This is a genomic window from Pajaroellobacter abortibovis (genome assembly GCF_001931505.1).
Taxonomy (GTDB): Bacteria; Myxococcota_A; Polyangia; order Polyangiales; family Polyangiaceae; genus Pajaroellobacter; species Pajaroellobacter abortibovis.
Genome location: NZ_CP016908.1, coordinates 884,085 through 898,514 on the forward strand (window position 1 = coordinate 884,085; position 14,430 = coordinate 898,514).

General features: G+C 44.1%; 13 protein-coding genes and 2 tRNA genes. 5 read left to right on the forward strand and 10 right to left on the reverse strand.

The features are described 5' to 3' along the window. Positions 1 to 107 precede the first annotated feature (107 nt). The 7 genes from BCY86_RS04485 to BCY86_RS04515 form a co-directional block, all read right to left on the reverse strand. The gene (locus BCY86_RS04485) at positions 108 to 1,028 is read right to left on the reverse strand and encodes a metallophosphoesterase family protein (RefSeq protein WP_075276671.1); all 921 of its coding nucleotides are present in this window, start codon (positions 1,026 to 1,028) and stop codon (positions 108 to 110) included. Between the two features lie 45 nt (positions 1,029 to 1,073). Then, positions 1,074 to 2,465: a pyruvate dehydrogenase complex dihydrolipoamide acetyltransferase gene (locus tag BCY86_RS04490; protein WP_075276672.1), complete on the reverse strand. Its 1,392-nt coding sequence runs from the start codon at positions 2,463 to 2,465 to the stop codon at positions 1,074 to 1,076. 22 nt (positions 2,466 to 2,487) lie between these two features. Further along, positions 2,488 to 3,462, reverse strand: a complete 975-nt coding sequence (locus tag BCY86_RS04495) for a pyruvate dehydrogenase complex E1 component subunit beta (RefSeq protein WP_075276673.1) — start codon at positions 3,460 to 3,462, stop codon at positions 2,488 to 2,490. Positions 3,463 to 3,518: 56 nt separating this feature from the next. Beyond that, positions 3,519 to 4,499 carry a pyruvate dehydrogenase (acetyl-transferring) E1 component subunit alpha gene (gene pdhA, locus BCY86_RS04500; protein WP_075276674.1) on the reverse strand — a complete coding sequence of 327 codons (981 nt, stop codon included), beginning with the start codon at positions 4,497 to 4,499 and terminating at the stop codon, positions 3,519 to 3,521. Positions 4,500 to 4,585: 86 nt separating this feature from the next. After that, positions 4,586 to 5,905: a serine/threonine-protein kinase gene (locus BCY86_RS04505; protein WP_075276675.1), complete on the reverse strand. Its 1,320-nt coding sequence runs from the start codon at positions 5,903 to 5,905 to the stop codon at positions 4,586 to 4,588. After that, positions 5,905 to 6,996, reverse strand: coding sequence for an ABC transporter ATP-binding protein (locus BCY86_RS04510; protein ID WP_172824797.1), 1,092 nt, complete (start codon positions 6,994 to 6,996; stop codon positions 5,905 to 5,907). Before BCY86_RS04510 ends, BCY86_RS04505 begins: the two co-directional genes overlap by 1 nt. Beyond that, positions 6,993 to 7,988 carry an ABC transporter ATP-binding protein gene (locus BCY86_RS04515; protein ID WP_075276676.1) on the reverse strand — a complete coding sequence of 332 codons (996 nt, stop codon included), beginning with the start codon at positions 7,986 to 7,988 and terminating at the stop codon, positions 6,993 to 6,995. The genes BCY86_RS04510 and BCY86_RS04515 overlap by 4 nt, the downstream gene beginning before the upstream one ends. Between BCY86_RS04515 and BCY86_RS04520 the strand changes: the two genes are divergently transcribed. The 3 genes from BCY86_RS04520 to BCY86_RS04530 all read left to right on the forward strand — a co-directional run bounded on the left by BCY86_RS04520 (position 7,983) and on the right by BCY86_RS04530 (position 9,394). After that, the gene (locus BCY86_RS04520; protein WP_075276677.1) at positions 7,983 to 8,492 is read left to right on the forward strand and encodes a hypothetical protein; all 510 of its coding nucleotides are present in this window, start codon (positions 7,983 to 7,985) and stop codon (positions 8,490 to 8,492) included. The genes BCY86_RS04515 and BCY86_RS04520 overlap by 6 nt on opposite strands. A 36-nt stretch (positions 8,493 to 8,528) precedes the next feature. Then, positions 8,529 to 9,317 (forward strand): TatD family hydrolase, encoded by a 789-nt coding sequence (locus BCY86_RS04525; RefSeq protein WP_075276678.1) that lies wholly within the window; start codon positions 8,529 to 8,531, stop codon positions 9,315 to 9,317. A 4-nt stretch (positions 9,318 to 9,321) separates the two neighbouring features. Beyond that, a tRNA-Met gene (locus BCY86_RS04530) sits at positions 9,322 to 9,394 on the forward strand. Between the two features lie 140 nt (positions 9,395 to 9,534). On the opposite strand, the gene BCY86_RS04535 is transcribed toward BCY86_RS04530, so the two are convergent. After that, positions 9,535 to 9,777, reverse strand: coding sequence for a hypothetical protein (locus tag BCY86_RS04535; protein ID WP_075276679.1), 243 nt, complete (start codon positions 9,775 to 9,777; stop codon positions 9,535 to 9,537). 447 nt (positions 9,778 to 10,224) lie between these two features. On the opposite strand from BCY86_RS04535, the gene BCY86_RS04540 reads away from it, so the two are divergent. Beyond that, positions 10,225 to 10,298 (forward strand) — tRNA-Pro (locus tag BCY86_RS04540). 68 nt (positions 10,299 to 10,366) lie between these two features. Here BCY86_RS04540 and BCY86_RS04545 read toward each other — a convergent pair. Next, on the reverse strand, positions 10,367 to 11,857 hold the full coding sequence (locus BCY86_RS04545; RefSeq protein WP_075276680.1) for a two-component system sensor histidine kinase NtrB: 1,491 nt from the start codon (positions 11,855 to 11,857) through the stop codon (positions 10,367 to 10,369). Between the two features lie 91 nt (positions 11,858 to 11,948). Then, positions 11,949 to 12,848, reverse strand: a complete 900-nt coding sequence (locus BCY86_RS04550) for a hypothetical protein (protein ID WP_075276681.1) — start codon at positions 12,846 to 12,848, stop codon at positions 11,949 to 11,951. 561 nt (positions 12,849 to 13,409) lie between these two features. Between BCY86_RS04550 and gspC the strand changes: the two genes are divergently transcribed. After that, positions 13,410 to 14,381, forward strand: a complete 972-nt coding sequence (gene gspC / locus BCY86_RS04555) for a type II secretion system protein GspC (RefSeq protein WP_075276682.1) — start codon at positions 13,410 to 13,412, stop codon at positions 14,379 to 14,381. The last annotated feature ends 49 nt before the right edge of the window (positions 14,382 to 14,430 follow it).

Below are 14,430 nucleotides of genomic sequence, written 5' to 3' on the forward strand. Positions count from 1 at the left end.
GCGGGGAAGCGATAACCAAAGTAGAACTTTCGAGTTCAGGCAAAGGGTTGCATCTCTTTTCTTATCCCCTCCCACAGATGTTCCTTACCAGGTACAGTTTCAAGAACCTAAGAAAAAGCTCCTGGCAAGAGTGGTTTAACGTGAAACAGAGTGGGATTTTGTTGAAGAATATAGGTTTCTATCTTCTTAATTGTCCCCTCCTCGGATAATTCGTACATGTTGAATCCCGCTCTCTTTTTATCATCTGGATGATCGAGAGAGGCACTGGTAGTTCCTAGAACGTGGAGCAATCCTGTTTGGGTGGGGTGAATCTGATGCTGTCGTGAATGTAGGTGTCCGTGAAGGATAATACCGTGAGCTACACGATCCAGTCGAGACATGAGCTTGTTGGCGTCTTCTAATCCTGCCAGCCATGCTTTAGTGGGTTGGGGAGGTGGATAAGGAGGATGGTGCAAAAGTAGTACGGGTATGCGTTTCTGCACCTCTTTTTGTTGTAGTAAGAGGCTCATGGCTTCCAGCTGTCTATTTCCGATCCGTCCCTTGGCGATCAAGGGGGGACAAGCAACTGCAGATGAAAGTCCGATGAAGGCAATCCCTTGCCGTAGATGAAGGAAAGGGAAAGGATGAGAAATGGGATGCAATTGAAGAGGACTATCGCTATGCAAATATTCCTTAAAATAGTGAAAAAATCGTTTCTCCTGAAAGGAACGGCGTGTGTAGCTATCGTGATTTCCAGGGACGATGCTGATTTGATCGGGGTTAAGCGCTAGGTGAGATTGTAAAAATTGATAGGCGTGTTCAAACTCTGACTCAAGCGCTAGATTAGTGAGATCTCCTGTGATCACCAGGTGATCTGGAGAGGCTGTTTTTAATGCCTGTAAAGTCGCTTCCAGAAGTACAAGGCGATGCGCTCTTTTTCTTCGAAAACGAAGATTGATGTATCCCGTTATCCGTTTGTTTAGAAGACGGTGGAAAGGAATCTTCTGCTGAGGGAGAAGATGTAGATCGGATACATGGGCAATGCGCAAGTCAAGATCTCCAAGAGATATAGCAAATCGACGATTAGATGTTTGTCAACCTACCAGGATCTGTAGAGGAGCTTCCAACAAACCCTTCAGTTCTCGGAGGAAGGAAGCTCCGCTCGCGCCATCGATAACGCGATGGTCACAAGACAGGGTGAGAGACATTTTTTTTCCGCACACGATCTCACCATTCTTCACGATAGGTTCATCGCGTGCTTGACCCACAGCGAGGATTGCTCCCTCGGGAGGATTGATAACAGCTGTAAACTGGTCAATTCCAAACATGCCTAAATTCGAGATTGAGAAAGTACCTCCTTGCATTTCTTCAGGCTTTAGTTTTTTTATGCGCGCGCGGGTAGCAAGCGAGCGCACTTCTTGAGCGATGATCGGTAAACTTTTCTGATCTGCATTGCGGATGACAGGTGTCACGAGCCCATCGGGGATCGCAACTGCCACTGAAATATCCACGCGCTTATGAGTCATTATAGCATCTGAAGTCATCTGGGTGTTGCACTCTGGAACTCGAACAAGAGCAAGTGCACAAGCTCTGATGAGAAAATCGTTGATAGAAATCTTAAGGGGAGCTTCTGAAGAGGTAGATGCTTTTGAAACAGGAGCTAGCTGTCGATTGACTCGTTCGCGCAATTGAACAAGTTCTCCTACGTTGATATCAATCGAGAGATAGAAATGAGGGATATTTTGCTTAGATTCTGTGAGTCGTCGCGCGATCGTTTTGCGCATAGGTGAAAGCGGACGTATTTCTGGAGCAGGAGAGGAAAGGGAAGGCTCTGCTTGTTGATTGGCGTGCTGTTTAGCCAATCGAGCAAACTCCAAATCCGAAGCGATCACTCTTCCACCCGGCCCTGATCCTTGCAGCGTATCTAGACTGATCCCTAGCTCTCGCGCGCTCTTCCGGATATAAGGAGAAGCGACAACCCGCTCTTGACCTTCTTTTTTCTCTTGGATCGATACTAATTCAGATACACTTCTTTCTGTGCGTTCTAAGTACCCTGTTAATGATATTTCCATCTTCTCGGAAGATGAACCAATCGCTGGAGATTCAATTTTTTCTTCCTTTGTGTAAGAAGAACAGGGATCTGTTGAGGGCTGCTCTTTGGGTTGAGTATGTTCTTTCTCTGGAACGGAATGAGTAGCAGGAAGGAATTGATTTTGTATTTGAGACAGCAGTGAAGAAATCTCTTCTCCTGGATTGCCCATGATAGCAACTGCTTGTCCTAATTTGATCTGAGTCCCTTGAGTAACAAGAAGTTTGAGGAGGGTTCCTGCATCAAAAGCGCGAAACTCCATAGTCGCTTTGTCGGTCTCCACATCAGCGAGCAGATCGTCAACTTGGATAAGATCGCCTTCTTTTTTGTGCCAGGCAGATAGGACCCCTTCTTCCATCGTGGGGGATAATTTTGGCAAATTGATAATTTTAGCCATATTCGTTCTCTTTAATCAGGTTCTAATGAAGGACACGTTTAATCGTTGCAATGACACGTTCTGGATGGGGAATACAGAGCTGCTCAAGCCGCGCATTGTAAGGCATAGGGACATCCCACGTGGTAACACGCAAGATGGGGCTCTCAAGGCTATGGAAGGCCAATCGTTGAATGCGATCTGCAATTTCAGCCCCCACACCTCCGTAAGGCCACCCCTCATGAACGATAACGCATCGGTGTGTCTTTTGAACGGAATGAATAAGGGTTGCTTCATCTAAAGGCCGTAGGGATCGCAGATCAATAACCTCGACAGAAATACCTTCCTGCTTGAGAGAGGCAGCAGCTTCGAGAGCAATGTGAGTCATTCTGGAATAGGCCACAACCGTTATGTGTTTTCCTTCTTGGACAACTTTTGCTTTTCCTAATTCCATAGGGGGGAGATGTTCAGGCACATCTCCTTTAAAAGAGTAGAGTGTTTCGGATTCCATGACAAGAACTGGGTTGTCGTCTCGTATAGCTGCTTTGAGCAGCCCCTTTGCATCTTCAGGGAAAGCAGGTGCAACCACTTTTAAACCTGGAATGGTCGCGTAAAAATGTTCCATAGCGTGAGAATGCTGACTGCCTACCTGTCTTGCACTTGCGTTGGGTGCCCGAAATACGATTGGACAGTTGAACTGTCCCCCCGACATTTGACGAATCTTTGCAGCGTTGTGGAGAATCTGATCGAAAGCGACCGAAGAAAAATTCCACGTCATAAATTCGATGATAGGGCGTAATCCCACCATGGCTGCTCCAATTCCTACACCTGCAAATCCTCCTTCTGCTATCGGCGTGTCGATTACTCTCCGCTCGCCAAACCTTTCCAGGAGTCCTTCTGTGATTTTATAAGCACCCTGATAGTGCCCTACTTCTTCTCCCATCAGGAAAATACGATCATCTTGCTCCATTTCTTCGCGTATTGCTTCTCGAAGAGCTTCTCGAAATCTTAAGACACGCATGTGATTTTCTCTATAATGTTATTTTTTTAGAAGGAATGATGAGTGATCATTTTTAATCAAAAGGCAAAAGGACCATCGTAAGTCGTAGGGCCTAGAATCGATACATCGGGTTCATGACTCTCTTCTGCAAAACGGAGTCCTTCGGCAATTTCTTCTTCAATCTCGCGCTCCATTTGTTTTAAAGCTTGTTCAGTAACACCTTGCTTGAGAAGAGAAGTACGCGCGTGAGCGATCGGATCTCTCTTTTTCCGTTCTTCTACTTCCTCTGGAGTTCGATATTTGCCAGGGTCGCTCATCGAGTGGCCTCGGTATCGATAAGTGCGAATCTCAATAAGGGTTGGCATCGATTCGTTGCGTGCACGCTCAACCGCTGGGGAAATCCGTTTTTGGACTTCAAGCACGTCGTCGGAGAAAAAGCGATCGTGGGGGATACCATAACCGCTTGCTTTGAGAGTGATATCTTCCACAGACAATGTGCGAGAGAGCGGTGTTCCCATTGAATATTCATTGTTCTCGCAGATAAATACGATTGGGAGTCTCCAAAGAGCAGCTAAGGATATCCCTTCATGAAATCCTGCGATGGAAACAGCTCCATCTCCAAAGAAACAAAGGGTTACTCGCTTATCGTTTTGATATTTAGACGCGAAAGCGATCCCTGTTGCTAACGGGATATGGCCTCCTACAATCCCATAGCCACCTAGCATATTGTGCTCTCTATCAAAAAGATGCATAGACCCGCCTAACCCTTTTGAACACCCTGTTACCTTTCCCAAGAGCTCTGCAAAGAAAGTGCGCAAAGGCATCCCTTTCGCCAGTGCAAGACCGTGGTCGCGGTAAGTTGTTACAACGTAATCTTCTGGTTGAAGTGCTGCTGTGGCTCCTACGGCTATCGCTTCTTGACCGATGTATAAGTGTAGAAATCCACCTATTTTTCCATGGGCATAGGCACGTGCGCACTCTTCTTCCGCTCGGCGAATAACAACCATACTGCGATAAAGGGCCTGAAGCTGTTCTTGCTTGACTGTTGGAGTGGACATGGAAGGATGATTTAACGTTTGCTTCGAAGGTTTTAATTTCGACATGGAGAACTCATAAGCCCAGGAGAGGTAAAAAATAGTTTCCCTTAAAAATCCCTTTCCTTAGAGAGAGAAGGTTGATCCTGTGTTTTGACCTCGTTGGAGGGGAGTTTGTCAAGAGGTACTTCGTTAGGGATAGTCTTAGAAGGAATGTTATCTGTTGAGTTGTTTGCTGGCATTGGATTTTTAACTTGGTTTTCTTGGGGAGGGAGGTCACTTCCAGCATCTATAATCAGTTTTGAAGGAGATTCATTGCTTGTATGAGTGGGTATATGAGGTGGATTTGACTTGGGAGATGAAGATTGGACTGGTTTTGATCGAGGAGCAGGAGGAGGGATTGCAGCAATGGCAGCGGTATATTGAAGTACCGTTTCCTGTAGAGACACCCCTCGACGAGACGTCCAATAGCTTCTAGCTACAAGTAAAGCAAGGAGAATGATTGCTCCTGTAACAACAAGGTTATGTATTCTTCGAGCGCGTGAAGAGAGAAGAGGTTTTGAAGTGGAAGACTGAATATAAACATGCTTTGTATTGTGTTGACCTACTTCAAGAGAAGATGAAAACTCTTGAACGAATTCCAGACAAGAATCGTATCGTTTCTGTGGGTCTTTGGCTGCTCCCCGAGCGAGAATGGGGTCAACATGACTCAAATGAACTTTGCTCGAATCGAGCTCGAAAAGGGGTGGGATCGTATCATTAGGAGTGCGTCCTATACCCAACGCTCCATGTTCCCCAGGGAAAGCTTGTCGCTGCGTAAGTGCTTCGTAGAGGGTCACCGCGAGTGAGAATTGATCGGACTTGGCAGAGAACTCGTTTCTCGCTAGCGCTTCGGGGGCTGTGTAAGAAGGAGTGCTCATGATAGTGCTGATACGAGTCAGGGTAGAGCCAGGCAATCGAGCGATTCCAAAATCGGTTAATTTGGCACCGAAGGGAGAGAGCAAGATGTTTTCAGGTTTGACATCACGATGAATCACTCCTGCATTATGGATGTAAGTGAGGGCTCCTCCAAGCTCTCTAGCGATTTTTGCAGCCTCTTTTGCACTGAGTGCGGATTGGTGAATGCGATGTCGTAAAGTCGGGCCTTCGATGTATTCGAAGACCAAATAAAAACCAACTTCTTGATCTTCTCCCATATCGTGAAGTGTGATCATGTGAGGATGAGATAGTCCAGCAACAGCGCGTGCTTCTTGACGCATACGATCAAAGAGCGCTCCGCGCAGTTCAGGAGGAAGCCCGAGATCATCTCGCACGAGCTTGATGGCAACTTGCCTTGCGAGCACTGTATCGCGTGCAAGCATAATGCGACCCATCCCCCCTTGTCCGAGGAGGCGAATCATTTGGTATCGCCCAATTCGAGTCATCTCCATCAAGATAATATCTCTTGTAGAGAAGTTGGACGAAAGCAGGCAAGGTGATGTTTTGGGTCGATTTGAGTTAAAGGTGGGGGAGTGACATCACAAGTTCCTCGAAGGAAATGAGGACATCGCGATCGAAAGACACAGCCTGAGGAAGCAGCAGATGGAAAGGTCTCTATAGCGCATGATGACATTTTTCTTAAGGAAACGCTCTGTTGTTTTTTATGGATCCCATGGCTGAGGGGGACCGATTTTAATAGAAGATGTGTGTAAGGATGAAGAGCCCTTCCTTCAAATAAAAAAGATGTAGGCATTATTTCCATAACCTTCCCCCGATACATGACCACGACATGATGACTAATATGAGCCACTACAGCGAGATCATGTGAAATAAACAAGTAGGCAATGTTGGACTGCTCTTGTTGTTCAAGCAGTACATTAATAATCTGAGATTGGATAGATGTATCAAGAGCACTTAAAGGTTCATCACATACTAAAAAGCTTGGTTGTACAGCTAATGCGCGAGCAATCGCTACGCGTTGTAGCTGACCTCCTGAGAGCTCGTGAGGATAACGGTGCAACATATCAACAGGAAGACCTACTTTCTGTAAAAGGGTGAGAATGATCTCTTGCTCCTCTTCGACATTCTTTGTGAGGTGATAGGTTTGAATAGGTTCTTTTAAAGTAGAGGTAATTGAGCGCGATGGATTGAGAGAAGAATAGGGATCCTGGAAAATCATTTGCATCTCTTTTCTCAGCGGCCGTAAAGCGCGTGAAGAGAGGTGAGTGATATCCACTCCATTTAAAAAGATGGTTCCATCTGTTGCTTTGATAAGGCGCATCAGAAGACGTCCTAATGTGCTTTTCCCGCATCCGCTCTCACCAATGACTCCTATTGTTTCTCCACGGTAAATATTGAAAGAAATATCATCTACAGCCTTTTTTTTAATAGGTTGTAAGTAAAGTGCAGGTGAGGGAATGGGATAATCTTTCGATAAGTGGCGAACCGCAATCAAAGGAAAGAGCTGTTCTTTCTTGGACTGGTTAGTTCCATTAATAAATGAGTTGGAAGGAGCAGCCGTGGAGATGGATTTTAAGGTCATACGTGAGCCTCTTCCCATCGAAAGCATCTGGTCTTTCTTCCATTTCCTATGGCGATCAAAGGGGGTTCCCGTTGGGTGCAGGTGTCTACTTTGAGGGGACATCGACTAGCAAACCAGCATCCAGGAGGTGGCGAGGATAGTGAAGGGACTCCCCCTTGAATAGAAAGGAGTGGCTTTCGGCACTCATCAGGAGACTGATGCCATTGGGGGATGCTCTCGATTAATATTCGCGTATAAGGATGATGCGGTTGAGAAAACAGAGCCGAGGTGCTTCCTTGCTCTACAATGCGGCCTGCATACATTACGATCATTTCGTCTGTGTAATCAGCGACAATCCTCAAATCGTGGGTGATCAAGAGCAAGCTCATTTGATTTGATTGTCGTATGGATTCTAGGAGATCGAGAACTTGGGATTGGGTAATCACATCGAGAGCGGTGGTAGGCTCATCTTCGATTAATATCTTGGGCTTGCATGCAAGTGCCATGGCGATCATGATACGTTGTAGCTGACCTCCTGAGAGCTGATGTGGGTAGGTTCTCATCAATTGTTCTGGTGCATCAAATTTGACAAGCTTCAACATCTCTACAGCTTGGTGATAGGCTTCTAATTTAGTCTTGGGCTGGTGAAGACGGATCACCTCGATTATTTGACTTCCGACAGTATAAATGGGATTAAGGCTCATCAAAGGATCTTGAAAGATCATGGAAATGACACTGCCCCGGATCTGACGCATTGTTTTTTCTGAACAATCCATTAGATTTTTACCTTGGAACCAAATTGCATCCGCAGAAACTTGCCCTGAGGGTGTTTCAATGAGCCGCAAAATTGATCGGGCAAGGGCACTTTTTCCACATCCACTCTCACCTACAAGACCTACTCTGCAAGATTCTTCAATTTCAAACGATACACCATCAACTGCTCGAACAGTTCCATTTTCTGTTGGAAAGGTGACGACGAGGTTACATACTTGAAGAAGAGGTGGTTTATGCATCAGAAATTGTATTGGAAGGTAGTCAGCTTAAGCTTTGGAATCCTTGGATTATTAGGATTAGCTCAATACTTACAAAATTCTACGAGGACAGCAACCTCTTCTCCTCCTCGTTCCTCTCTTCCAGAATCACCGAATCCGTTTCTCGTGAAAGTGATTGCTCCCAAGGACTGCAAGGTTGCATCTACTCCTTGTACGGTAATTGTCCGTCTGGATGCCCAAGATCCCTATCATATCAATGCGAATTATCCTCATAAGCTTAAATTTAAACCAAGCTCTCAGGTGCAATTTCTCGGTCTAGAAGAAGAAGGAGGAGAGGCAGTTTTTTCGAAAGAGGGGGAACATTTCTTGAACAGTGATAGCACTGCTGAAGTTAAGGTAACCGTTCAACCTATTGTATCAGGCCATGTTTTGCTTGAAGGTACTTATTTTTTAAGCGTCTGTTCAACGAACCGTTGTATTTCTGATAAACAGCAAGTACAAATCGAGCTTGAGGTGAACTCGTAAAAAGGGTTTTTGGACTCTCTACTCTTCATACCTTGAATGCATTATTCTCTCATTGATTCCCATTGTCATCTTGACTCGCAATATTTTCCTGATGGCTCTGAAGCCGTTCTCAATCGGGCTTTTGCGGCTGGAGTATGCGGTTGCGTCACGGTGGGGGTCGGTTCTGATCTACAAGCAAGCCAGTTCGTGATTGAGCTCGCTGCTCGGTATCCAGGGAAAGTAGCTGCCGCGGTGGGAGTTCATCCACAGGATGCACACTGCTTTTCCGATGGTCAGATAGAAGAGACTAAAAAGCTGGTACGGTCGCCTTCTTGTGTAGCAGTAGGTGAAGTGGGATTAGATTATTATGAAGAGGCGAACAAGCAGATCCAGAAGAAGGTGTTCAGTGATTTCATTGGGCTTGCACGTGAGGTTAAAAAGCCGCTTGTGATCCATACCCGCCGTGCTGCACAAGATACCCTGGACTTGCTTGTTTCCGAAGGAGCACGTGAAGTGGGAGGGGTCATTCACTGTTTCACTGAGGATCAGGAATTTGCATCAAGAGTACTTGATTTAGGCTTTTATCTTTCATTTTCTGGAATTGTAACCTTTAAAAATGCAATCTCTCTGCAACAAGTGGCTTCGTGGGCCCCTCTGGATAGGATTCTGCTTGAAACAGACAGCCCTTATCTCGCTCCTGTCCCTTTGAGGGGGAAGCCTTGCGAGCCATCTTACCTCATCCATACAGCAAAACGTGTTGCAGAATTAAAAAAAGTAGATATAGAAACGATTGCGCAGGCAACCTTTTTAAACACTCAGCAATGTTTTCGTAGCATTTTTTCTTAGAGAGGCCGGAGTAGCTCAGTGGTTAGAGCAGACGTTTCATACGCGTTAGGTCGGGGGTTCGATTCCCTCCTCCGGCACATCCTTCAATCTTTTCAGGTCTCCGCACCCCATTCGACAAGTTGTTGCATATGAACGCCTAAAGCTAAAGCTATCTTATGCAAAGAGGTGAGCCATGCGGAGGATTCTGCTCGTTTAATTTGAGATAACAGAAAGATGCTCAATCTTGTTTTTTGGCTACTTCTTTCAGCGTGAGCGCTTTTTTTTGCTGAGATTGCGAGTAGTATACCACAATATGATAGTGGAGTTGTTCTTCAGAAACAGGTGCACATTTCTTTTCTAATAGGGAGCCTTTGATTAACTTTTCTATTTCATAAATAGGAAAAGAATGCTGAACAGTTCCTACGAGCCCACCTTCAGGAGGAGAAGAGAGGTTTTGGAGTGGCTGAGTCCCTGTGAGCATAAATAGGAAAGTCCCTTTAAGAAAATGAGATAATGGGGGATAGGACTAGAGACGCTCCGTTGCTTCTTTAAAAAGATCGGAATCCAAAATAAGAATATGATATCCTTCTTCTTTGAACTGTTTGAATATTATCTAGTCCTTGAAATAATTTGATTTGAAAGCAATCGCCATACAGAATAGATTTAATTTCTTAGGGAAAATTTTCTTTGGTGAATATGCAGTTTTTGACTAGTTCAGAGTGAAAAGCTATGTTCCCCACATTAAAAAGTCTTTTTTTTAATAAATTTATTTTATAATCTTATTTTTTTATTATCATATTTCCTATGGACAGCATTTGAAGATTGGCCCATAAATGAATGTCTTTTTCCTCATTCAATCATGCTCTTTGGGGGAGAAGATGAAAAATGTTGACGTTTATCCATTTGGTCTTCATAAATCATGCTGAAGCGGGGCGTAGCGCAGCCTGGTAGCGCACTCGGTTCGGGACTGAGTGGTCAGAGGTTCAAATCCTCTCGCCCCGACTTGTTGGTTTAAATCCTGTCTCAAATGAAAGCTTTTCAAAGAAAAGCCATCAATGCAGTGCTCGTGTTCAATCGATCAAGGGCTGACTGTTAGGGGGGCTATTCTCGGATCCAAAAGGTAAAAATACAGTGACCTTGGTTCCTGCTCCTGTATAGCTATCGATTAACAACTGTCCGCCATGAGCTTCAATAATGCGATTTACGATAGTTAAACCGAGTCCTGTCCCACTCGGTCGGGTTGTAAAAAATGGATCGAGCGCCCTTGACCTAATCTGGGTATCCATTCCTTCTCCCGTATCCACGATATCGATCGCAATCCCTGACGCTTTTTCTTGTGAGGCAGTGCGTATATAAATGGTGAGAGTTCCTCCATATTGCATCGCTTGCACAGCATTTTTAATAAGGTTATCAAACACTTGACGCAGATGATTTGGATCGCCCCAAAGATAAGAATAAGAGGTTTCTACTAGGAATTTTACCTTAATGGTGTCGATTGGATGGGCTAGTCGTAGTCCGGATTCGATAAGATCTTTTAAGGAGAAAAACGTCCTCTGAATATTGATAGGACGCGCATAACACAAAAGATCTTTTACGAGATGATTGAGCCGGTTAGTTTCCTCATCAAGAATGGAAAGAAGCGTGGAATAGTCTGTCTTAGAAAGATTTTCTTTTCTTAAATTGGCAACCGCATTGCTGATGATGGCCAGTGGATTTCGAACTTCATGAGCAATAACTGCGGCCAATTCACCGACAACAGCGAGTTGTTCCCGATGAGATAGCTTTTGCTCGAGTATAGCGAGATGATCGTATGCTTTTTTTAGCTCTCTATTCTTTATTTTTAACGCTTCATGGGATAATTCAAGCTCTCGAACGACAAGAAGGGAACGCTGTCCAAACATCATCATCGCTCCGAGTATAAAAACTGACCATCCTACTGCTAAAGTGGATAATTGAGAAAGGATTCCAAATGCTCTCCCAATTTCCTGAATCAAAGAAACGGTTAATAGCATTGAACCGATAACTGTGGGTAAGACCTCTTGTTGCCCTAATAAATAGGACTGGGACAGGTAGATGAGCGAAAATGCGCTTGAAGCGAGGCCAAAAATATAGAAACAAAGATCGAGTGCATCGACAGGTGATTGCTCATGGATCCATTGTAGATCTTGAAAAAAAAGCTGACTGTTCGAATGTTGATAAAAAAAAATGGAACAACAACTAATAAAAATTAAAAAAAGATTAACAGAATAAGGAATCCATTTTGGATATTTTTGATAAGGTAAAAAATTTTCTTTATAGGCAAGAGTAAAATGAAATATGAAAGTGAATGCGAAAGCAAGCCCAATATGGCTAATCCATCGTGCTTTTAGTATCTCTTGGGGCGAGATGGCTGATTCGGCAATAGCTTGTGTGGTTAAGTATTCTACGAGTGAAAAACATAAGAAAGAAAAAATTAGATAATGAGATTTTTTGCGAGACTTGGCCCATAGAAAGGCAAAATAAAGACCTACAAGAAAATAAAAGACAGTGCTTTCTCTCCAAGCACTTTGTAGTGAAATCACGTTAGTGAATATACATGAGAGAGGGATGCAAAAGGAACAATGCTATTTATTTCTTAGGAGCGGTTTCCCGCCCCTAAGAATATGCCTTAAATTACATCGATTGTTTTAGTGGACTGGAAGCATCATGTTGAATCATGATCTCACGCTTGGTGGAATTCCAGTTTCCTTCGATTGTTTTCCCATCAGAACCTATTAGATTCATTTCGATAGAATAGGTTCCGTCACGTAGGTTATCGAGATAAAAAGGCGGACCAAATTTTTTGACTTGGGCGGAGAGCATACCGTCAATACCTGGTCCAGTGACCTGAATCTTGACTTGATTCCCATTCTCGCTCAGTGTGGTTTCAGGAGTTCCAGGATGCAGTTGGAAATCCACTAAGACATGATTGGCCATTGTCCCTTCGTATGTCCCTTTTGGACGACTAAAGATCAACGATGGCTTTTTAATATCAAAAGTGGATGCACCTTTTTTACCGATGTAAAACTCCCTAATCGCCAATGCGCCTTTTTGTTTAACAGACTCATGATTGGCTCTACCTGGGAAAGCGATCAATACGTGATGCCCCTCTGTAAGCATATCTTTTCCTATAACATCAGACAATTTAATCTCGTTGTTGAGATTATACACTGCTAAATAAGGATTATTGTCTAAAATGAGGTGAATATGCTGGCTGCCTTCAGCAACCTGCCAATTCTTTACATCGAGTTTGACAACAAAATCGCTCGCTTTTTGGAGAGGAATAACCTCGAAATTCTTAGGAGCTGTAATGTTGACCGTAGGAGTAGGGGATACGTCTGGGCTAGCAGCTCCTTCTGATAGTGAAACAGGAGGCAACGGTGCCGGAGCTGGAGGAAGGGGAGGAGGAGGAGTTTCTTTTACGAGCGGAGCCGGAGGGGGAGGAGGGGGAAGATTGTCATGAGCTCCTCCACATTGGAAAAGAGAAATGGAAGAGGAAATCACAAATAGAAAGGATAATGAACGACTCTTCATTGTATCTAACTCCTTACTGTAAATATATTTAAATCATTGAATAAAAGAGCAAATTATGCTCTAACCTTACACATACTTCTGCAAGCAATCGGATAACTTTATCTCATTCAGTCGTTGTAAAGTTAACATTAATGATTGCTATTTCTGTTTTTCTTTCATCACACTTCCTTCCAGCATCTAATACATTATTTAATGTTGCTCCGCAAACCCTATCTATTTGTATGTGCAAATCGACGCCTTTCTGGTCATCCGAAAGGTTCTTGTATGGATGCTGGATCGGAGCTTGTTTTAAATCATAAAGGGCTCTCTTCAAGCTGTGGGGTTATCTTCTTCGATTCGCGCGTGCATGCTCTTCAGGTTGTTTAGGTCTCTGTGAGACCAGTGGTTTCTATATCTTCAAGAGCCTGATCATCTGGTCTGATGGACACGTTAAGCAGACAGATGTAGAATAGATCGTGCAAGCATTAGCACAGACTTTTGATCCACTGAGGGGCTGCTCAAGAGCAATATTATTTATGATGTATGTTGGGTAGATCTCTAAGGAAATAGATTGACAGATAGATGACTCTCAATCGATTGCTTAAGCAATATTTTAGTGGGGTAATTCTGATATTGATTGCCTCTGCAGCATTTTTTGGGGCTCAAGGGATCACTCAGTTGATAAAAATATATATCAATGAAGACCAGATCCTTCTGAATTCGCCTGTATCTGCTGTGCGAAAACATCCCCTCAATATGCCTATTTTTCATTCTACAAGCGCTGATGCGATTCTGGAGAGAAATCCATTCGATTCGGTTACGGGCTCTCTTAAGAAAAATGCTTGGGAAGATACACAACAAGCCTCTCTTACATCTTCTGAATCTATTGATCCACTAGAGGCTCCTTTTTGTGATGGTGTTAAAGTCTTAATCATCGCAGCTTCTACAGAACCGGATTGGTCTTTTGTAGCTCTCTCAGCTGGAGGGGATTCAAAGATTATTTTACAAAGAAAAGGAGATGAAATAGGAGGAAAAAAAATCGTTTTTATTGGGTGGGATCGCGTTTTCCTGGAAGGGCATGCAGGGCTTTGTCAAGCGGTTATGTTTCAAGACGCCTCTGCCTCTTCGCCGATTGCTTACTCATCTTCACGGTTCTCTCCATCTTCTGCAGGGGTGGGTGTGGAGAGAGATTCTCTGGCCAGTGAAATTGCTCAAGGGATTGTTCGTCTTACCCCGACGGAATTCAATATTGATCGAAGTGTAATCGATAAAATACTCGAAAATCAGGCTGAATTTATGAAACAAGCGCGTATTATGCCGGAGCAGGAAGATGGTAAAACGGTTGGTATCCGTCTTTTGGGCATCAAACCTGACACCTTGCTCGGAATCCTGGGGATGCAAAATGGGGATCGCCTGGAGGCGATCAATGGATTGGATATAGCGAGCCCTGAAAAAGCATTAGAGGCCTATGCGAGATTGAGAACAGCAGATCACCTTACTATTCAGATGAATCGGCGTGGACAACCTGTTACAATCGACTACAATATCAAGTGACCTCATTGAACTCGTGCTCGGGTATAAGAACATCTGTTTGTCTATGTTA